This window comes from Mesorhizobium escarrei, assembly GCF_935825525.1.
In the GTDB taxonomy this organism is placed as follows: domain Bacteria; phylum Pseudomonadota; class Alphaproteobacteria; order Rhizobiales; family Rhizobiaceae; genus Mesorhizobium; species Mesorhizobium escarrei.
On the sequence record NZ_CAKXZT010000190.1, the window covers coordinates 37,926 to 57,435 of the forward strand.

At 63.9% G+C, this 19,510-nt stretch carries 19 protein-coding genes; 13 read left to right on the plus strand and 6 right to left on the minus strand.

From position 1 onward, the window contains the following. Window positions 1-3 precede the first annotated feature (3 nt). The 6 genes from NMG80_RS36255 (at window position 4) to NMG80_RS36280 (ending at window position 5,256) form a co-directional block, all read left to right on the plus strand. A complete protein-coding gene (locus tag NMG80_RS36255; RefSeq protein ID WP_254022585.1) occupies window positions 4-495 on the plus strand; it encodes a GFA family protein in 492 nt (163 codons plus the stop codon). Beyond that, window positions 492-968 carry a GFA family protein gene (locus NMG80_RS36260; protein ID WP_254022586.1) on the plus strand — a complete coding sequence of 159 codons (477 nt, stop codon included), beginning with the start codon at window positions 492-494 and terminating at the stop codon, window positions 966-968. The genes NMG80_RS36255 and NMG80_RS36260 overlap by 4 nt, the downstream gene beginning before the upstream one ends. Beyond that, entirely contained in the window at window positions 965-1,921 is a 957-nt protein-coding gene (gene pip, locus NMG80_RS36265) for a prolyl aminopeptidase (RefSeq protein ID WP_254022587.1), read from the plus strand. The genes NMG80_RS36260 and pip overlap by 4 nt, the downstream gene beginning before the upstream one ends. 2 nt (window positions 1,922-1,923) lie before the next feature. After that, window positions 1,924-3,540: a citramalate synthase gene (gene cimA / locus NMG80_RS36270; RefSeq protein WP_254022588.1), complete on the plus strand. Its 1,617-nt coding sequence runs from the start codon at window positions 1,924-1,926 to the stop codon at window positions 3,538-3,540. A gap of 83 nt (window positions 3,541-3,623) precedes the next feature. Beyond that, window positions 3,624-4,553 carry an EamA family transporter RarD gene (gene rarD / locus NMG80_RS36275; RefSeq protein ID WP_254022589.1) on the plus strand — a complete coding sequence of 310 codons (930 nt, stop codon included), beginning with the start codon at window positions 3,624-3,626 and terminating at the stop codon, window positions 4,551-4,553. Between the two features lie 16 nt (window positions 4,554-4,569). Continuing rightward, window positions 4,570-5,256, plus strand: coding sequence for a glutathione S-transferase family protein (locus NMG80_RS36280; protein WP_254022590.1), 687 nt, complete (start codon window positions 4,570-4,572; stop codon window positions 5,254-5,256). Window positions 5,257-5,264: 8 nt separating this feature from the next. Here NMG80_RS36280 and NMG80_RS36285 read toward each other — a convergent pair whose 3' ends face one another. Together NMG80_RS36285 and NMG80_RS36290 are read right to left on the minus strand one after the other, a co-directional pair. Next, a complete protein-coding gene (locus NMG80_RS36285; RefSeq protein ID WP_254022591.1) occupies window positions 5,265-6,266 on the minus strand; it encodes a transporter in 1,002 nt (333 codons plus the stop codon). A gap of 129 nt (window positions 6,267-6,395) precedes the next feature. Further along, the gene (locus NMG80_RS36290; RefSeq protein WP_254022592.1) at window positions 6,396-7,007 is read right to left on the minus strand and encodes an LOG family protein; all 612 of its coding nucleotides are present in this window, start codon (window positions 7,005-7,007) and stop codon (window positions 6,396-6,398) included. Between the two features lie 145 nt (window positions 7,008-7,152). Between NMG80_RS36290 and NMG80_RS36295 the strand changes: the two genes are divergently transcribed. The 3 genes from NMG80_RS36295 to NMG80_RS36305 all read left to right on the plus strand — a co-directional run bounded on the left by NMG80_RS36295 (window position 7,153) and on the right by NMG80_RS36305 (window position 10,924). Beyond that, a complete protein-coding gene (locus NMG80_RS36295; protein ID WP_254022593.1) occupies window positions 7,153-8,547 on the plus strand; it encodes a LysM peptidoglycan-binding domain-containing protein in 1,395 nt (464 codons plus the stop codon). 64 nt (window positions 8,548-8,611) lie between these two features. Beyond that, window positions 8,612-8,938 (plus strand): ArsR/SmtB family transcription factor, encoded by a 327-nt coding sequence (locus NMG80_RS36300; RefSeq protein ID WP_254022594.1) that lies wholly within the window; start codon window positions 8,612-8,614, stop codon window positions 8,936-8,938. A gap of 99 nt (window positions 8,939-9,037) precedes the next feature. Then, complete coding sequence (locus NMG80_RS36305; protein ID WP_254022595.1) at window positions 9,038-10,924, plus strand: ABCB family ABC transporter ATP-binding protein/permease; 1,887 nt, start codon at window positions 9,038-9,040, stop codon at window positions 10,922-10,924. 3 nt (window positions 10,925-10,927) lie between these two features. Here the strand turns inward: NMG80_RS36305 and NMG80_RS36310 are convergent, their stop codons facing one another. Further along, the gene (locus NMG80_RS36310; RefSeq protein ID WP_254022596.1) at window positions 10,928-11,800 is read right to left on the minus strand and encodes an SMP-30/gluconolactonase/LRE family protein; all 873 of its coding nucleotides are present in this window, start codon (window positions 11,798-11,800) and stop codon (window positions 10,928-10,930) included. Window positions 11,801-12,045: 245 nt separating this feature from the next. Here NMG80_RS36310 and NMG80_RS36315 point away from each other — a divergent pair, with 245 nt between their 5' ends. The 3 genes from NMG80_RS36315 (at window position 12,046) to NMG80_RS36325 (ending at window position 14,090) form a co-directional block, all read left to right on the plus strand. Continuing rightward, window positions 12,046-12,744, plus strand: coding sequence for a phosphatidylserine decarboxylase (locus NMG80_RS36315; protein WP_095483175.1), 699 nt, complete (start codon window positions 12,046-12,048; stop codon window positions 12,742-12,744). A gap of 3 nt (window positions 12,745-12,747) precedes the next feature. Beyond that, window positions 12,748-13,563, plus strand: coding sequence for a CDP-alcohol phosphatidyltransferase family protein (locus NMG80_RS36320; RefSeq protein ID WP_254022597.1), 816 nt, complete (start codon window positions 12,748-12,750; stop codon window positions 13,561-13,563). Between the two features lie 263 nt (window positions 13,564-13,826). Then, a complete protein-coding gene (locus NMG80_RS36325; RefSeq protein WP_254022598.1) occupies window positions 13,827-14,090 on the plus strand; it encodes a hypothetical protein in 264 nt (87 codons plus the stop codon). Between the two features lie 3 nt (window positions 14,091-14,093). Here NMG80_RS36325 and NMG80_RS36330 read toward each other — a convergent pair whose 3' ends face one another. Then, window positions 14,094-16,316, minus strand: coding sequence for an AMP-binding protein (locus NMG80_RS36330; RefSeq protein ID WP_254022599.1), 2,223 nt, complete (start codon window positions 16,314-16,316; stop codon window positions 14,094-14,096). 204 nt (window positions 16,317-16,520) lie between these two features. Next, the gene (locus NMG80_RS36335; protein WP_254022600.1) at window positions 16,521-16,928 is read right to left on the minus strand and encodes a tautomerase family protein; all 408 of its coding nucleotides are present in this window, start codon (window positions 16,926-16,928) and stop codon (window positions 16,521-16,523) included. Window positions 16,929-17,039: 111 nt separating this feature from the next. Here NMG80_RS36335 and NMG80_RS36340 point away from each other — a divergent pair, with 111 nt between their 5' ends. Beyond that, a complete protein-coding gene (locus tag NMG80_RS36340) occupies window positions 17,040-17,903 on the plus strand; it encodes a LysR substrate-binding domain-containing protein (protein WP_254022601.1) in 864 nt (287 codons plus the stop codon). A 168-nt stretch (window positions 17,904-18,071) separates the two neighbouring features. On the opposite strand, the gene NMG80_RS36345 is transcribed toward NMG80_RS36340, so the two are convergent. Continuing rightward, complete coding sequence (locus tag NMG80_RS36345) at window positions 18,072-18,947, minus strand: DMT family transporter (RefSeq protein WP_254022602.1); 876 nt, start codon at window positions 18,945-18,947, stop codon at window positions 18,072-18,074. Window positions 18,948-19,510: the final 563 nt, after the last annotated feature.

A 19,510-nucleotide genomic window follows, 5' to 3' on the forward strand; every position in this document is an offset into this window, starting at 1 on the left:
GCGATGAGCCTGGATAACAGACCGGTCTACACAGGCGGCTGCCAGTGCGGCGCCGTGCGTTTCCGTGTCGAAGGCGCGCTGGGCGACGCCTCCGTCTGTCATTGCCGCATGTGCCAGAAGGCAAGCGGCAATTTCTACCTGCCGCTGGTGTCGGTGCGTGGCGCAAAACTCGACTGGACGCGCGGCGCGCCCAAACGCTTTCGTTCCTCCAGCGCCGCCTGGCGCGGTTTTTGCGCCGATTGCGGCACGCCGCTGACTTTCGAGGCGCCCGACGGCATCGCACTCGCCATCGCGGCCTTCGACCATGCGGAGGAGATCGCGCCGACCATCCAGTGGGGCACCGAAGCAAAACTCCCCTATGTCGATCACATCCACGAATTGCCTGGCGAGGATACGATGGCCGATATTTCGTCGTCCTCCTATCTCGCCGATCTCGTCTCTTACCAGCACCCCGACCACGACACCGAACAATGGCCGCCGGAGGAAAGATCATGACCGAAACCGTTCGAACCGGCGGCTGCCAGTGCGGCGCCGTGCGTTTCCGCATTCGTGGGGCGCTTGGACGCCCTTCCATCTGCCATTGCCGCATGTGCCAGAAACAGTTCGGTTCCTTCTTCGGCGCGCTGGTGACGGTGCCGAAGGATGGTGTCGAATGGGTGCGCGAGGAGCCGAGCTATTTCCAGTCGTCGGTCAACATCGATCGCGGCTTTTGCAGCCGCTGCGGCACGCCGTTGACCTACAGGCAGCCTGGCGGGCTCGAGATCGCCATCGGCGCATTTGACGATCGCTCCGACCTCGCACCGCAGATCCAGATCAACTACGCCGCCCGGCTGCCTTGGGTGGAGAAGATCTTCGACGCACCGGTCCATGACGATCCTGACTACTACAACCGGCAGGAATCGATCATCTCCTTCCAGCATCCGGATCATGAGACGGCCAATTGGCCGCAGCAGGGCCTGAAATTATGAGCAATGACCTGCGCACCCTCTATCCGGAGATCGAGGCCTTCGACTCAGGCATGCTCGATGTCGGCGATGGCCATCAGATCTATTGGGAGCGTTCCGGTACCAGGGGCGCCAAGCCGGCCGTGTTCCTGCATGGCGGACCGGGCGGCACCGTTTCGCCGAAGCACCGGCGGCTGTTCGATCCGAAGCTTTACGATGTCATCCTGTTCGACCAGCGCGGCTGCGGAAAATCGACGCCCAACGCCTCGCTCGAGGCCAACACCACCTGGCATCTGATCGCCGATATCGAGCGCCTGCGCGACATGTGCGGTTTCGACAAATGGCTGGTGTTCGGCGGCTCGTGGGGCTCGACCCTGGCGCTGGCCTATGCCGAGACGCACCCCGAGCGGGTCAGCGAACTGGTCGTGCGCGGCATCTACACGCTAACGCGTGCGGAGCTCGAATGGTATTATCAGTTCGGCGTTTCGGAAATGTTTCCCGACAAATGGGAGCGCTTCCTGGCGCCGATCCCCGAGGCCGAGCGCGGCGACATGATGGCCGCCTATCGCAAGCGGCTGGTCGGCAGCGACCGCAAGGCACAGGTCGAGGCCGCCCGCGCCTGGAGCCTGTGGGAAGGCGAGACGATCACGCTGTTGCCCGATCCGGAAACCAGCAGCACGTTTGGCGAAGACGATTACGCCGTGGCCTTCGCCCGCATCGAGAACCATTATTTCGTCCATGCTGGCTGGCTTGAGGAAGGGCAACTGCTGCGTGATACCTTCAAGTTGAAGAACATCCCCGGCACCATCGTCCATGGCCGTTACGACATGCCGTGCCCGGCGCGCTATGCCTGGGCGCTGCACAAGGCGTGGCCGAAGGCGGACTTCCATCTGGTCGAGGGCGCAGGGCATGCCTATTCGGAGCCGGGCATCCTCGACAGGCTGATCCGGGCGACTGATATGTTTGCGGGGAAATGATCATGGGCCGCGAGCGCCTCTATCTCTTCGACACCACACTGCGCGATGGCCAGCAGACGCCGGGCATCGACTTTTCGGTCGAGGACAAGATCGCCATCGCCGGGCTGCTCGACGAGTTCGGCGTCGACTATATCGAAGGCGGCTATCCCGGTGCCAACCCAACCGACACGGCCTTCTTTGCCAAGCATCGCACGGCCAGCGCCAAATTCGTCGCCTTCGGCATGACCAAGCGGGCAGGGGCGTCGGCTTCGAACGATCCAGGCCTTGCCGCATTGGTCCAGTCGAAGTCGGACGCCATCTGCTTTGTCGCCAAGAGCTGGGACTACCATGTCCGCGTCGCGCTGGGCTGCACCAACGAGGAAAACCTCGAGGCGATCAAGGCGTCAGTCGAGGCGGCGGTTGCTGCCGGGAAGGAAGCGCTGGTCGACTGCGAGCATTTTTTCGACGGCTTCAAGGCCAATCCCGATTATGCGCTAGCGTGCGCCAGGGCCGCCTACGATGCCGGCGCGCGCTGGGTGGTGCTGTGCGACACCAATGGCGGCACGCAGCCGTCGGAAGTGCGCGCCATCGTCGAGAAGGTCATCGAGGCAGGCGTACCGGGCGACCATCTCGGCATCCATGCCCATGACGACACCGGCCAGGCGGTGGCGAATTCGCTGGCCGCCGTCGAGGCCGGCGTGCGCCAGATCCAAGGCACGCTGAACGGCATCGGCGAGCGCTGCGGCAACGCCAATCTGATCTCGATCGTGCCGACGCTGGCGCTGAAGCCGGCCTTTTCCAACCGCTTCGAGACAGGCATTTCGGCCGACGCGTTGGCCGGCATATCGCGCCTGTCCCGCGCCTTCGACGAATTGCTGAACCGCGCGCCGGAAGCGCAGGCGCCCTATGTCGGCGCTTCCGCCTTCGCCACCAAGGCCGGCATCCATGCCTCGGCGCTGGCCAAGGAGCCCGCCACCTACGAGCATGTGCCGCCGGAAGCGGTCGGCAACCGCCGCCGCGTCATGGTCTCGGACCAGGGCGGCAAGGCCAATTTCCTCGCCGAGTTGAAACGGCGCGGCGTGGATATGCCGAAAGACGACCACCGGCTCGACGCGCTGATATCAGTGGTCAAGGAGCGCGAGGCCGAGGGTTATGCCTATGAAGGCGCCGATGCCAGCTTCGAGCTGCTGGCGCGCAAGATGCTGCACGGCCTGCCGGAATTCTTCAGCGTCACCTCGTTCCGCTGCATGGTCGAGCGACGGTTCGACGCCAATGGCCAGCTGAAGACGGTCTCAGAGGCGATCGTCAAGGTGCTGGTCGATGGCGAGGAGAAGATGTCGGTGGCGGAAGGGCACGGCCCGGTCAACGCACTCGATATCGCGCTGCGCAAGGACCTCGGAAAATTCCAGAACGAGATCGCTGACCTCGAGCTTGCCGACTTCAAGGTGCGTATCCTCAATGGCGGCACCGAGGCGATCACGCGTGTGCTGATCGAATCGCACGATGCGACCGGCGCCCGCTGGTGGACGGTCGGCGTCTCAGAAAACATCATCGACGCTTCATTCCAGGCGCTGATGGATTCGATCGTCTACAAGCTGATGAAGAACCGTGAGATGGCCGGGCTGGTCGCGGCGGAGTAGGATTGAACCATCAGCGAAAGTCCATTGATCCATCAGAACTTTGCGATGGTCTTGGCCCGGCGGCTGGCGCATAGCGTTGGGCCATGGCCACGCAAGCAATTCAGCTCGAAGCAGACTCAAAGGCCCGGCGTGGATTCCTGCTGGCGCTGGGCGCCTATCTCCTGTGGGGATTGCTGCCCTTCTATATGAAGGCGGTCGCACATCTGCCACTGGCCGAAGTCATCGCGCACCGCATCGTCTGGTCGGTGCCGATCGCGGCGGCCGTATTGATTTGGGCCGGCCGCACGGCGGATTTCAAAGCGGCGTTGCGTTCGCCGCGCATCATTTCCATGGCGGCGCTGACGGCGGCGCTGATTTCGGTCAACTGGGGCATCTATGTCTGGGCCATCGCGGTCGACCGTACCATCGAGACCGCGCTTGGCTACTACATCAACCCGCTTGTCAGCGTCGTTGTCGGCGCGCTGCTGCTCAGCGAACGGCTCGACCGGCTGCAAATCGCGGCGGTGGTGCTGGCGGCCATCGCGGTCGCGGTGCTGACGATCGACGCCGGCAAGCTGCCGTGGGTGTCGCTGGTGCTGGCGTTTTCCTTCGCCGCCTACGCCTTCTTCCGCAAGACGCTGCCGATCGGCCCGAGCCAGGGTTTTTTGCTTGAAGTGCTTTTGCTGTCGGTGCCGGCGCTCGGCTACATCATCTTCCTCGTCGTCACCGGGCAGGACCATTTCGTTTCCAGTTCCCTGAATGATACCGCACTGCTGATCGGCTGCGGCCCGGTCACCGCCATACCGCTGCTGCTGTTTGGCTTCGGGGCCAAGCTGCTGCGTCTCTCCACCATCGGCATCATGCAGTATATCGCGCCGACCATTGTGTTCCTGATCGCCGTGCTGATTTTCGGCGAACCCTTCGGCAGCACCCAGGCCATCGCCTTCGGCTTGATCTGGGCGGCGCTGGCGATCTATTCCTGGTCGATGTTCCGCGGCCGCGAGATCCGGCCGGCCCCAACGGCAGCGCGGTAAAGGCAAGGGGTTTCCAATGTATGTCCTGCATATCGCCAACAAGAACTATTCCTCGTGGTCGCTGCGGCCATGGGTGCTGGTGCGAGAGCTGGGCATTCCATTCGAGGAGCGGCTGACGCCGTTCCCGACCGGATCGAGTTGGAGCCTCTACCGGCCGTTCTCGCCCAGCGGCCGCGTACCGTGCCTGATTGACGACGGCTGGGCAGTTTGGGATTCGCTCGCCATTACCGAATATATGGCTGAGCGCCACCCTGGCGTCTGGCCTGCCGACGCGAAGGCGCGAGCCTGGGCACGGTCGGCAGCGGCCGAAATGCATTCGAGCTTCACCGCCTTGCGCGGCTCCTGTCCGATGAACTGCGGTGTCCGCGTCGCGCCGGCGCCGATGTCGGATGCGCTGAAGCACGACCTCTTTCGTCTCGGCGATCTCTGGGACGATGGGCTGCGCCGCTTTGGCGGACCGTTCCTGGCTGGCGATCGCTTCACCGCTGTGGATGCCTTCTTTGCCCCGGTGGCGTTTAGGGTTCAGTCCTACGGGCTGTCCTTCGAGGGCGCAGCTGCCAGCTATCCGGCGCGATTGCTGGCTCTGCCGGCGATGCGCGAATGGTACGCGGCAGCCCTTGCAGAGGTGTGGCGCGAGCCGAACCACGAAGCGGAGGTGCGCGCTGCCGGCACTGTCATCGAGGATTTTCGCGCAACCTTGTAACGGTGCCGCTACATCCCGCGCCCCAGCCGCCTGACGAACAGATAGACGACCACCGCGACCGCGAGCGATATCGCCGACGCCACCCAAAAGCCCACCGGCGTATCGACCAGCGGCAGCCCGCCGACATTCATGCCGAACAGGCCTGAGATGATCGTCATTGGCAACAGCACCGCGGTCATCACCGACAGCATGTAAAGCAACTGGTTCGACTGCGTCGTCAGCTTGGCCATCAGCTCGTCCTGCAAGAGCCGGGCGCGCGCCTGCAATTGCTCGCCGTCATGATGCAACGTATGGGCGCGGTGCGAAAGCCGTGCCGCCATGTCGTTGATCGCGTCCGGCAGGTCATTGCGATGCGAATGGTCGAGATGGCGGAACAGGCTGGTCAGCGTCGCCATCTGCCGATGGATCACCACCAGTTGCCGGCGCGCATCGACCAGCGCCTGCCGCTCATTGTGCCATGCATCGCAGACGATGCGGTCCTCGATGCCATCGAGCGTGTCGCCAAGGCCAGCGAGTTCCGTCGTCATGCCGTCGAGCGACTGGCCCATGACAGCCTCGATCAGTTCGGCCGGAGAGCGGAACTTTCGCGATCCGTTGTCGATCGCCTTGCGGATCTTGTCGACCGATTGCAGCGGTTGCTTGCGGCCGCCGATCAGCATCGTGTCGTTGAAGGCGAAGCGGAAATGGCCAAGCCCGCGCGCCTCCGCCGAATAGTCGTGGCGCAGGTCCGGCAAATCGCCGTACAGCCAGTCGGCCTCGAGGTCGATATGGCAGCCATGGCCGGCCGACAAGAAGGCATCGCGCACCGGCGGCGGCAAAGCCGGCTCGGTGGCGATCTCGTGGCGGGCGCGCATGTCGGAAAGCTGGTAGCTGCGCCATGTCCAGTGTGTGGCGGCCGGGTCTTTGGTCCGCACGCCTTCGGCGGTGAAGTGATAGACGAAGAACAGCCCGTGCTCGTCCGGCAGGTAAGGCGACAGATCGCTGCCGTTTGGATTGAGAGGGATGTTCATGATCGCGTCGCCAGTCTCTCGAATACGCCGGCAGTAGGGCAGGAGGCAGTAGGGCCTCATGAGCGCGGCATGGATAGTACCTTATCAGCGCGGCATTCACTACTGCCCTACTCCCCTACTGCCTACTCCCTAAAGCTTGTCGATTACCGACTGCACACCCTCGGTCGGTGCGTCGACCGACGATCCCGCGACCATGATGGCAGCGACGATCGCTTCCGGATCGTCGACCACCAGCGGCCTGACCCGCTGCGCGGTGTGGATGAAGCCTTCGGCCATCATGTGGTCAAGCAGCGCCAGCATCGGGTCCCAGAATCCTCCAATGTTGCCGAAGACGATCGGCTTGCGATGATGGCCGAGCTGGCCCCAGGTCATGATCTCGATGATTTCCTCGACCGTGCCGATGCCGCCCGGCAGCGCCACAAACGCGTCGGATTTCTCGAACATCGTATGTTTGCGCTCGTGCATGTTTTCGGTGATGACGAGCTCGTCAAGCCGGTCAAGCGCGGTTTCGGTGGCCTCCCTGTTGATCAGGAAGCGCGGAATGATCCCCGTCACCTTGCCGCCGGCCCGCATTGCGCCTTCGGCAACGGCTCCCATGATGCCCCTGGTGCCGCCGCCATAGATCAGACGCAGGCCGGACTTGGCGATCGAACGCCCAAGCAGGTGTCCGGCCTTGGCATAGGTTACATCGCGGCCCGGAGACGAGCCGCAATAGACGCAGATGGATCGAATCGTGTTCATGAGATGATTGGTGATTGGGTCTTTATTCGCGGTCAAGCCCGGACGGGGTTTTTCTTGTCGGCCCACTTTTCTCGTCGATCCCTTTTTCTTGTCGGCTTGGGCAAAACAGGCTAGACCGGCATTAGGTGGCTAAGGGCAGGGAAATATGACAATTAATCCAGTAAAGGCGCTTTTGTTCGCCGTCGGCGGCTCCATCGCCGCGGCGGGGACCGCCTATGTGTCGGGCGCGCTCGACCCGTATCGCAATCGTGCGCCGCCGGCGGAAGTGGCATCGCTGACGCCGCCGGTGGAGAAGCCGGCCGAGCCGGCGACCGATGCACCGCCTCGGTCGGCGCCGGCCACAGCCGCGATGGCACCAGCAGCGCCGGCCACGGCCGATGCGATCGCGCCGACCTTCGATGTCGTTAGGGTCGAAATCAAGGGCTCTATCGTCGTCGCCGGCAATGCCGCACCCAACGCCAAGGTCGAGATTCTCAACGGTTCGACAGTTCTCGGCTCGACGGTCGCCGGTGCCGATGGCGCTTTTGCCATCGTCCTCGACGATCCGCTGAAACCCGGCGATTACACGATCGCGCTGCGCTCGATGACCGGCAATGTCGTGACCCCCTCGGCGCAGACGGCTATCGTCTCGATTCCCAAGAGTCCTGCTGGCCAGGTGCTGGCGATGATCGAGGAGCCGGGCAAGGCCTCCGAATTGCTCACCGTTCCTACACCCGAGACAAAGCCTGAATCGCCGCCTGCCGGCGCCCCGGCTGCCGAGGACTCCGCTGCCGGGGACCCCGCTGCCGCAGCGCCAGCCCCAGCCGCATCGGCTGCCACGGCGCCGGCCACTGCCGAAGCCGCGCCCGCTCCGGGCGGGCCGGCCGCACCGGCGACACCAGCTGCAGGGCCAAAGCTCGTCGTCGAAGCGATCGAGATCGACGGCAACAAGATCTTCGTCGCCGGGCTCGCCGACCCCGGCCGCAAGGTGCGCGCCTATGCCAACGATATCTTGCTCGGCGACGCTAAGACTTCGCCCGATGGCCATTTCCTGGTCGAGGCGACGCGCAACATTCCGGTCGGCACCTACACGATCCACGTCGATGCGCTCGACGCCGACGGGATCAAGGTGGTGGCCCGTGCCGCCGTGCCGTTCGAGCGCGAGCCGGGCGAGTCGATCGCCGCCGTGGCGCCTGCCGAGGCAAAGCCGGCCGCGCCGGCAACCACGCCTGCGGCACCCGCGGCCGAGGCGCCAGCCGATGTGGCGGCTGCGACGCCCCCGGCTGAAGTGCCCGAGACCGCGGCGCCGAAGCTCGAACACGCCGACAGCGCCGTTATCATTCGCCGCCACGATACGTTGTGGCGGATTTCGCGGCGCGTCTACGGCCAAGGCGTTCGCTACTCGACCATCTACCTCGCCAACCAGGATCAGATCAGGAACCCCGACCGCATCTGGCCGGGGCAGGTGTTCAAAGTCCCCGGAAAATCGCAGGAAGGCGAAGCCGCCAACCTCAAGGCGATGGGTGACCAGATGACGACGACCCCTACAAAGGCCAACTAGAAATCCTTTTCTTCTCTGGCGGGCTCTTGCAGAAAGTTCATTCATCGTCTATCGCCGATAGACGATGAACGCTCCCTTGATCGAGAAGACCTGCGGCTTCGCCGACAGCCAGACCGTCGCCGCGAAGCTCGCCGCGCTTTCGCATCCGACCCGGATCGAAATTCTCCGGCACCTTTCGGCCAGCCGCTCCTGCTGCTGCCGCGAGGTCGTCGACCATCTCGACCTGGCGCAGTCCACCGTTTCGCAGCACCTAAAGATATTGGTCGATGCCGGGCTCGTCCGCTACGAGCCGGATCGGCAACGCTCGCGCTATGAAGTCGACAGCGATGCGCTCGAAGATGTTTCCGCATCGCTGGCCGCACTGGTCAATTCGTGCTGCTCCGGCCGCTAGACCATCATCCCGAACCGAAGGACCGCGTCTGCGAAAAGTGGAAGCCGGTTTTCGGAAAAGATCATGGTCAAGCAATAAGAAATACGAAAAGGCGATAAAATGGCCGAAAAAACCGTCTCTGCCGATTCTGGCTCGACCTTCAAGACATTGCGCAATCTGTGGCCCTATATGTGGCCGGCCGACCGTGCCGACCTGCGGGCGCGGGTGGCGTGGGCGACCGTGCTTCTGGTCGTCGCCAAGCTGACACTGGTTGCCGGTCCCTACTTCTTCAAATGGGCAACCGATGCGCTGGCTGGTGACGCCAAGTCGGTGCCGCCGCTGCCGGCCTTCATGCTGGCGCCAGTCATGCTGGTCATCGCCTACAATGTCGTGCGGCTGGTGCAGCTCGGTTTCAACCAGCTGCGCGACGCGCTGTTTGCCCGCGTCGGGCAATATGCGGTGCGCCAGCTCGCCTTCCGCACTTTCGTCCACATGCATCAATTGTCGCTGCGCTTCCATCTCGAGCGCCGCACCGGCGGCCTGTCGCGCATCATCGAGCGCGGCACCAAGGGCATCGAGACGATCGTCCGCTTCACCGTGCTCAACACCTTGCCGACCATCCTCGAATTCGCGCTGACAGCCGGCATCTTCGCGGTCACCTATGGCTGGAAGTACGTGGCTGTGGTGGCGGTGACGGTCTGGCTCTATATCTGGTTCACCATCAGGGCGAGCGACTGGCGCATCGTCATTCGCCGCGACATGAACGACAGCGACACCGATGCCAGCACCAAGGCGATAGACTCGCTGCTCAATTTCGAGACGGTCAAGTATTTCAACAACGAGGGCATGGAAGCCGAGCGCTTCGACCGTTCGATGGCGCGCTACGAGACCGCCGCCACCAGGATATGGACCTCGCTCGGCTGGCTGAACTTCGGCCAGGGCGTCATCTTCGGTCTCGGCACGGTTATCGTCATGTGCCTTTCGGCGCTTGAGGTGCAGGCTGGCACGCAGACGGTTGGCGACTTCGTCTTCATCAACGCAATGCTGATCCAGCTTTCGGTGCCACTCAACTTCATCGGCTTCATCTATCGCGAAATCCGCCAGGGCCTGACCGACATCGAGCAGATGTTCGATCTGCTCGATGTGCCGCAGGAGATCGTCGACAAGCCGGGTGCCAAGCCGCTGGTCGTCGGCTCCGGCAAGGTCGAGTTCTGCGACGTGCAGTTTTCCTACGATCCCAACCGCAAGATCCTGAAAGGCATCAGCTTCGAAGTGCCGGCCGGCAAGACGGTTGCCATTGTCGGGCCATCGGGGGCCGGCAAGTCGACCGTTTCGCGGCTGCTGTTCCGCTTTTACGACATCCAGGGCGGCAAGATTCTGATCGACGGCCAGGACATTCGCGACGTGACTCAGGAGAGCTTGCGCGCGGCGATCGGCATGGTGCCGCAGGACACCGTGCTGTTCAACGACACCATCGCCTACAACATCCGCTACGGCCGCGTCGATGCCGGCGAGGAGGATGTGCGCAAGGCGGCAGAACTCGCCCAGATCGGGCCGTTCATCGAGCGGCTGCCCGACGGCTACCGTTCGATGGTCGGAGAGCGCGGACTGAAACTGTCCGGCGGTGAGAAGCAGCGCGTGGCAATCGCCCGCACCATTTTGAAGGCGCCGCCGATCCTGATGCTCGACGAGGCGACCTCGGCTCTCGACAGCCATACCGAACAGGAGATCCAGGCGGCGCTCGACCTCGTCAGCAAGGGCCGCACCACCATCGTCATCGCCCACCGGCTGTCGACGGTGATTGCGGCCGACGAGATCATCGTGCTGCAGGACGGCCAGATCGCCGAGCGCGGCACGCATGCCGCCTTGATGCGCAAGGCCGGCCTGTACGCGTCGATGTGGGACCGCCAGCGTGAGGCAACCGAGGCCGAGGAGCGGTTGCGCATTGCTCGCGAGCGCGACGAGTTCGGCGTCGTCGTCCGCCGCCGCCCCTCCGAGGTGTCGTAGCCCTTACGGCCAGCCAGCGCCCGGCGCGGAAGCCTCGATGCTGAGCACCTGGCCGGTGCGCGCATCGCTGATCATGTGCTCGAAGCCGCGCCATTCGGCGGCGACGATGAACAGCGTCTTGCCGTCGGCGCCGCCGAGCATGCAGGCAAAGCAGCCGCGATCGGCATCGACGCTGTCGAGCATCGCCCCGCCCTCGCGTACCCGCACGCAGTGCCGGTTGGGGACGTCGGCATACCAGATGGCGCCTTCGGCATCGAGGCAGATGCCGTCGGGAAAGCCGTTGCCGAGGTCGGCCCATCGCCGCCGGTTGGCAAGGCCGCCATCGGCGGCGATGTCGAAGGCGGTCAGCCTGTTGGCGTGGGATTCGGCGACGATCAACGTCTTGTTGTCAGGCGACACCGCCATCCCATTGGCGAAGGCGATCTTGTCCGCCACCTGCCGCACCGACCCGTCCGGTGCAATCAGCACGATGGTGCCGGGGCCGAAATGCTGGCCGGGAACCGGCGCTGGCCCACCGCCATTGACGTAGACGTTGCCGCGCCCGTCGACGACGATCTCGTTCCAGGCATTCCCTGAGAGGTGTCGCAGATCGGCGTGGGTGACCAGCGTCCCGTCTGCTTCCTGCCGCAGCACCAATCCCTCACGCCCGCAGACGACGACCAGGCGACCGTCCGGCAGCCAGTCGACCGAATAGGGCAGGGTGGCCGGCACGGTGAGCATGACCTCACTGTTGCCGTCGGCATCGACGGCGATGATCTGGCCGGTTCCCCAGTTGCAGAACCAAAGCCTGCCATCATGCCACCGCGGCGATTCGCCGAACGCCAGACCGTTCATCACGACCCGCGCTTCCTTTGCTGCTGATTTCTGTGACAGCATTTGTTGCCTCCAGCTTTCGTTCGGCGGGCGCTTTGACAAGGCCCGCATCTCCAAGGACGCATGAGACCGGCTCGCCCCGACAACTGTCATGCTTTTTTGGACAGGCTCATTGGACCCCTTCCAACGCCCGCGATCGGCTAATGCGGACGAGAACGCCCCGATCCGGCGTTCCCTCAATGTCGCGTTGCGGCCACAGGGTGTTTCCGCTATTGAGGCCGGACCTGAAACTAGGCTGTTTCCATTCCATGGACCTCGTCGACACGATCAAAAAAACGTTCGTTCCGATCCATCGCGAAGGCTATCCGTTTATCGCCGCCTTCGCAGCGGTGACGCTTTTCCTCGGCTATTTTTCTTCGATCCTGTTCTGGGTCTGCCTCATCCTGACGGCCTGGTGCGTCTATTTCTTCCGCGATCCTGAGCGCGTCACGCCGGTCGACGACCGGCTGGTGGTGAGCCCGGCCGACGGCATCATCACGGCGGTCGGTCCGGCAGTGCCACCGCGCGAACTTGGCCTTGGGGGCGGCGAGATGACCCGCATCTCGGTGTTCATGGACGTCTTCTCCTGTCATGTGAACCGGGCTCCGGTGCGCGGCCGCATCACAAGGATAGAGCATCGGCCTGGCCAGTTCCTCAACGCCGCACTCGACAAGGCGAGCGCCGACAACGAGCGCAACGGGCTGGTCATCGACAGCCCCAACGGCACGGTGGCTGCGGTGCAGATCGCCGGCCTCGTGGCGCGGCGCATCGTCTGCTGGGCCGAGACCGGCGGCACGATCGGCATCGGCGAGCGCTTCGGGCTGATCCGCTTCGGCTCGCGCGTCGATGTGTTCCTGCCGTCGACCGCAACACCGCGTGTCGCCGTCGGCCAGACCGCGGTTGGTGGTGAAACCATACTGGCCGAATTCGGCGGCATTGCCGCAACGCCGCTCGTGCGGGTGTCCTGAGCCGTGGGCGCGCCGTTCAAAAAATTCGAGGCGCATGGCAGCGGCGGCCCGCGCATCCGTGAAATTCCGATGCGCATGGTGCTGCCCAATCTGGTCACAGTGCTCGCCATCTGCGCCGGCCTCTCGGGCATCCGCTTCGGCTTCGAAGGCCGTTTCGAGCCGGCAGTGGTGATGGTGCTGCTGGCCGCCTTCCTCGACGGCATCGACGGCCGCCTGGCACGCATGCTGAAGGCGACGTCCAAATTCGGCGCGCAGATGGATTCGCTGGCCGACATCGTCAATTTCGGCGTAGCACCCGCGCTGGTGCTCTATGCCTTCCTGCTCGACCAAGCCGGCTCGCCGGGCTGGATTGCGGCGCTCCTGTTCACCATCGCCTGCGGGCTGAGACTCGCTCGCTACAACGTGCTCGACGAAGAAACTGATCGCCCACAGTGGCAGACCGAGTATTTCGTCGGCGTGCCGGCGCCGGCGGGCGCCGTGCTGGTGATGCTGCCGCTTTATCTGTACTTCCTGCGGCTTGGCGTGGAGCCGTCCCGCCCTGCCGCCTTCATCGCCGCCGGTTTCACCGTTTTGGTAGCCTTCCTGCTGGTCAGCCGGCTGCCGGTCTATTCCGGAAAAAGCCTGAAAGTCCCGGGCGACAAGGTGCTGCCGATCATCCTCGGCGTCGTCCTCTACATCCTGCTGTTGATGACTTATCCCTGGTACACGCTGACGGCGTCGGTTGCCGGCTATCTGCTCTTCCTGCCGCTCAGCATCCGCGCCTATTCAAAGCGCGCCAAGCGCGAAGGCGAGAAGGTGCCGCCTTCGGACTTCGGCTGACAGACCTGTCGCCTATTCCCTGATGGTCATCCCGAGCATTTTGCAGCCAAGTGGAATCACTTGGCGTCGCAGAAATGCGGCTAAAACGAATAGATAGAGCGGGATGCCCCAGTTCAATTTGTTCAATTCGGACGCATCCCGCTCTAGCGGGAACCTGCCGGCGTCTTGACCGTTCTGTCTCAGCGGGCGAGGCGAGCGACGTTGCGAACGCCTCGCTATCAGCCCTTGAAGCGGCTCAGGAGCTTAAAGAAGAGTGAGGAGAAATGGCTGCCGTCCTTATTGGCGCGTTGCTCATTGTCGCCGGCGTGGTGTATATGGCTGGCGCAGCCCTATGGCGTGGGCGGCTCAGCGATCCGGCGCCTGCTCGCGCGGCGCCGGATCGCTCGACGCCAAACCTCGCAATGTCAGGCCCGACACTTGAGCCGCGGCGGCGCGGCCTCGGTTTCCTCGGCCTGTCGCAGAACTGGCCGGGCCTGCTGATGATGGCGGTCGGGTTCATCCTGCTGTTGTCGGTGGTGGTCCTCTAGTCGCTAGGCCGCCGCGCTGAGTCCCAGTCGATCAATCGCCAGTTTGCGGGTCGAGACATAGTCGGTCTTGCCAGAACCCAGCACCGGGATTTCCTCGACCTTGACGATGTCGTTCGGCACCATCAGATCGGCGGCGCCGGCTTGTCTGCCGAATTTGCGCAATTCATCGGGGTCGGCATCATCGGCGGTGGTGACCAGCACGATACGCTCGCCGCGGCGCTTGTCCGGCACCGCCACCACAGCGTGATGCTCTTCCGGCCATAGCGACTGCACCAGCATCTCGACCGCGCCCAGCGACACCATCTCGCCGGCGATCTTGGCGAAGCGCTTGGCCCGGCCGCGAATGGTAATGAAGCCCTCGCGGTCGACAGAAACGATGTCGCCGGTATCGTGCCAGCCGTCGAGCGGCTGCAATTCCCCAGGCCGATCTGAGGTCATGTAGCCCATCATCAAATTCGGCCCCTTGAGCAATAACCGTCCGGCGCCGCTAATGCCCTCGACCGGCTCGAGCTTCATGCGCATGGCCGGCAACAGTCGCCCGACCGTGCCGTCGCGGCCGTGGATGGCGGTGTTGACGGCAACGACGGGCGATGCCTCGGTCAGCCCGAAGCCTTCGACGATCTCGGCCTGGAAGCGCTCCCGGTAGACGCGGCGCGTCTCCGGTTTCACCGCCTCCGCGCCGGCGACGATGAAGCGCAGGCTGGAGAAATCGCCGTCCTTGGCGGTGCGCGCATAGTTGGCGAGGAAGGTGTCGGTGCCGAACATGACCGTCGGCCTTGCCTTGCGTGCGACCTCGGGGATCAGCTTGTAGTGCAGCGGCGAGGGGTAGAGGAACAGTTTCACGCCGGTGACCAGCGGCAGGATGGTGCCGCCGGTGAGCCCGAACGAGTGGAACACCGGCAGCACGTTGAGCAGGATGTCGGCCGGCGAGATGGTGATGCGGGACTCGGCCTGCATGGCGTTGACGAGAAGATTTCTGTGCGACAGGACCACCGCCTTCGGCGTGCCTTCCGAGCCAGAGGTGAACAGGATCACTGCTGGCTTGGCCGCATTCTGCGGCTGCAGCGGCCAGCGCCACAGCAAGGCTGCAGCGAGCTTGTCCAGCACGGTTACGCTGGCCCGCACATCCTCCAGCCATAACAGCTTGGCGCCGCCCTCTTCCACCGCCGCGACGATGTCAGCGAGGTTGGCCTTGTCGATAAAGGCTCGCGACGAAACCACGGTGCGGATCTCGGCCGTGCGCACGGCGGCGGTGACGCTGGCCGGGCCCGCGGTGTAGTTGATCATCGCCGCCACCCGGCTCGCTGACAACAGGCCAACGAGCGACAGCACGACACCGTTAGCGTTGGGCAGCAGCACTCCAACCGCTTCATCCGGCGCCGTCACCGCCTCGAAGCGGCGGCCCAGCACCCGCGCGCCGATGAACAGCTTTCTGTAGTTCAGCGTGCCGCTGACCACGTCTTCGACGATAGGATGCGAGGCTCCGACACCGTCGGCGGCGTCGCGTATGGCGAGGAACAGGCCGCGATTAGGATCGCTGCCGAAAAGCCGGGCTTCGGCGACACGGTCGAACAGCGCATTGGTGTTCGAGGACTGATCAGGATTTCGCGCTACCAGCTCGGCGATGGTCATTGGCTCCAGCACGCTGATCGACAGAAGAGGAAACCATCGCCGCGGCGCCTTGTCCGCCGGCGTCAGCGATACCGGCAGAGTGCGCGCGCCGGCGACGAAGATCGGCACGATGCGGGCATCGGCCTGCATGGCGATGCGGGTGACGGCGCGAAACAGGCGAAATGTCTTGATATCAGGCTCGACCGCATCCGGCAGATAGACGGCAAGGCGGCCCTTGCCCTTCAGCACCCGCACCAGCCGGCGGCTGACGAAGACATGCTCGGCGTTGAAAGCGATGGTGCGGCCAAGCTCGCGCCATGGTTCGAGCCAGGGCGATCGCGCCGAGGCCTCATCGAGGATGTGCAGCGTGTCTTCCGGCAGCAGTGACAGCATCAGCGCCGGATCGAGACGCGACTGGTGCGAAATGACGTAGATGACCGGGGCGGCCGCGTCGCGGGCGATCTTGATGCGGCCGTCGGCAATCCGGTAGGCGAGCTTGAACGGCACATAGAGCAGCGCCTGCGTGAAGCGCAGGCCGAGGCGGAATTTTTCCACCACGCCGATCAGCAGCCAGGCCGCGACGAGACCCGCAAGCAGCGCCAGTGTCAGGATCATGCCGCGTCTCTCCCAACAGATTATAACCTCGCGGCTCTTCCTGACCGCTTCGATGAGAACCTAGACGAAGTGCGCTCAACGTCAATGCGGAGGTGCGGTACCTTCGCCTTACTGGCCCTGGCCGGCCATGAAAAAGTGCGGTGCCTATCTTTCCGTGTGGCAGAGAAAGCGCCTGCGGCATGAGCCTGGATTGATGGGGGCGGCTCACGCCGCCTTCAATCTCCCGCTGATGAAGCGGAATTCCTGTGTCTTGCCACCATAGCCATAGGCGGCGGCCGGGACTTCATGCACGAAGGCATAGCTCTCCTCATGCACCTTGCCCAGCAGGCTGCCAAAGCCAAGGAAGAGCGCCTTAAGATAGGCGTCCAGCTCAAGCTTGGTGTTGGTGCCGTCGACCACCTTGATGTCGAGCCAGAAACTGTTGGCGCCATGCTCGGCCAGCGACTTGCCGCCGGCGAACCAGTGCTCGGGGTCATGATAGGAAATGGCCACCGCTGTGATCGTCGCATCCTTGCGAAGATGCGTGGCGGTCTGTTCGGTCACCTGCTTGGCGATAGCGGCGGACAAAGCGGCATCGGGCTTGCCTGTGACGCTGACATTGATGATCGGCATAATTTTCTCTCCTCGGGTTACGCGGCGTCTCTTCGCCGTCAGAAATCTTCCATCGCTCTTGGGTTATGAAAATCGAATTGTTTTAAGGGAAAACTTTGATCCTATTGAATTATGAAAATGCTCGACCCCGACCTCCTCAAAACCTTTCTCGCCTTCGTCGACGGCGGCTCGCTGGCGCAGGCGGCGTCATTTGTCGGGCGCTCGGCGTCGGCGGTGACCACGCAGATGCAGCGGCTTGAGGATATTGTCGGCGAACCACTTCTGGTGCCGCAGGGAAGAGGGCGCGTCCTGACGCCGGCGGGCGAAGACCTGGCCGGTCATGCGCGGCGCATCCTTGCTGTGCATCGCGAAGCGTGGCTGGCCCTCAAGGGCGTTCGAGCCGATGGGCGCGTGGCCATCGGCACGACACAGGATTTCGCCGACAGCGGCCACCCGGAGTTGCTCAGGGCCTTTGCCGCGAGCTATCCGCGCGTCAGGATCGAACTGCGCGTCGGCCGCTCCGCAGAATTGGCCGAGGCACTCCAAACCGGCATCCTCGATCTGATGGTCGCCATGCGACAGGCTCCGGCGCCGGACGAGATCGGCGTGCTCCGCGAGCCGATGATGTGGCTCTGTTCGCAAAGAGGCTTGGCCGCACGCCAGGACGAACTGCCGCTGGCGCTGCTCGATCCGCATTGCGGCTTTCGCGAAGCGGCGATCGCGGCACTCGACAGGGCAGGCCGCCGCTACCGCATCGCCGCCGGCAGTGCCAGCCTGGCCGGGCTGCGCACGGCGGTGAATGCCGGCATTGCGCTGACGCTGCGGACGGCGCGCTTTGCCCATTCCGGCATCGTCGAGGCACCCCGCGAATTTGGCCTGCCGCAGGTTCCGATCGCCGAGTTCGCCATTCGGCTGCGCCAGGATGCCGAGCCCCCGGCCCAGGATCTGGCTGCGCTGTTCAGCGGCAACCTTGCCTTGGCAAGCGCACCAAGCTGATTTCGCAAAAGAAAAAGCCGACCTTGCGATCGGCTATAGGTTAGACGGGCCGAGGGGTTTGGGGGACTTGGATGACCCGTCAAGCTAACAATGCCTGAACCTGTTGATGGTTCCATGACCCTGCTAATTTATTTGCACGGGCAAATTTATTTCAGCGGCAGATTTTTCTCAGGCAGAGCGCTGCCTGGCCGCTTGCCAGTCGCGCCCGGCATGGGCAAACACCGCGCACAGCACGATGGCGCCGCCGATCATGCTGGCGGCTGGCGGGATCTCGGCCAGGAACAGGAAAGCGAACAGGATCGCGAACGGTACTTCAGCGGAGCCCAGCAGGCCGGATTCGGCCGCCGGAATGAGCCGCGCGCCCTCCGTCCACAGAATAGAGGCCAGCGCGAACGACATGCCGAAGGCGACGAGCAGCATTGCGTCTCTGGCCGAGACCGCCAATGGATCGGTGACGAACCAACCGAGCACGAACAAAAGGAATGCCGACACCGCTCCGGCCCACACCACCGGCGTGTCGCGGAAAGCGCGCACCATGATCATGTAGAGAGCGCTGCCGATTGTCATCAGCAGCGCCAGCCCGTCGCCGAACAGATGGCCGGTGCCGAAGCCGGACCAGACCATGATCGCCACGCCGCTAAGCGACACGGCGGCGGCGGCAAGCGTCTGCAGCCGGAAGCGCTCACGAACCAGAATGAAGGCAAGCAGCGCGGTGACGAAGGGCGCAGTGGCGTAGATGATCGCAACATTGGCGACGAAGGTGAACTTAAACGCCGAGATGAAGGCGATGCTGGCTAGCGCGCCCTCGATCGCCAGTAGCCAGCCGCGCCAGCCGAGGCGCGGGCTTTCACGCCCCCCGGATTGGCGGCGCCGCCAAAGCACATAGAGGCTGATCAGGATCGAGCCGACGAAGCCGCGCCAACAGGTGATGGTCAGCGGATCGGCATGGATCGACTTGGTCAATACGCCGGTGAGGCCGAACACCGCGGCCGACGCCGAAACCAGGATGATGCCAATGGTGCGCTCGGCAGCGGTGTCAGGCATGGTTAGGAATCCCGTCATGTCACCAGACTATGCTGCCTTGTCCTGACACCGTACTGTCAGCAGGGGTTGCCGTATCCTACAGCCGCTGCGGGAATGTTCGCTGCCGATGATCAGCAGACCGGCCGCGACGATCGGGCCCACGGCGTACGCTACACGGCCAGAACCCTGCGCGGCGCTGCGCCAGCGACGAGCTTGCGTTGGGACAGGGCTGGCCCCGGTGATCGGCCACTTTTTCTGCTCATACGCCCCCGCGCGATACTGGACTTGGCGGCGTTGGCACCGACGAAGCGATCATCCTCTGCCCAGCCAATCACAGCCCGCCAACGTGCGTCGCCCGGTACCCCGGCACTCCCGGCTACGAGGCCGTCGCCACCTGCCTGGCCTCACCCGAGGTGCGGGCTCGGACGGACGGCGTCATCGCGTGCAGGCCCCAGGCCGCGTGAAAAGGCATCAGATCTAACGACGCAGCAACGTCTGGGCGGCTTGTCACTCCGATCCAAATGTCGTGAAATCAAGGTTTAGGCCGTACCGGTTCTATTCGAGTATCGTGACGAGCGATGAAA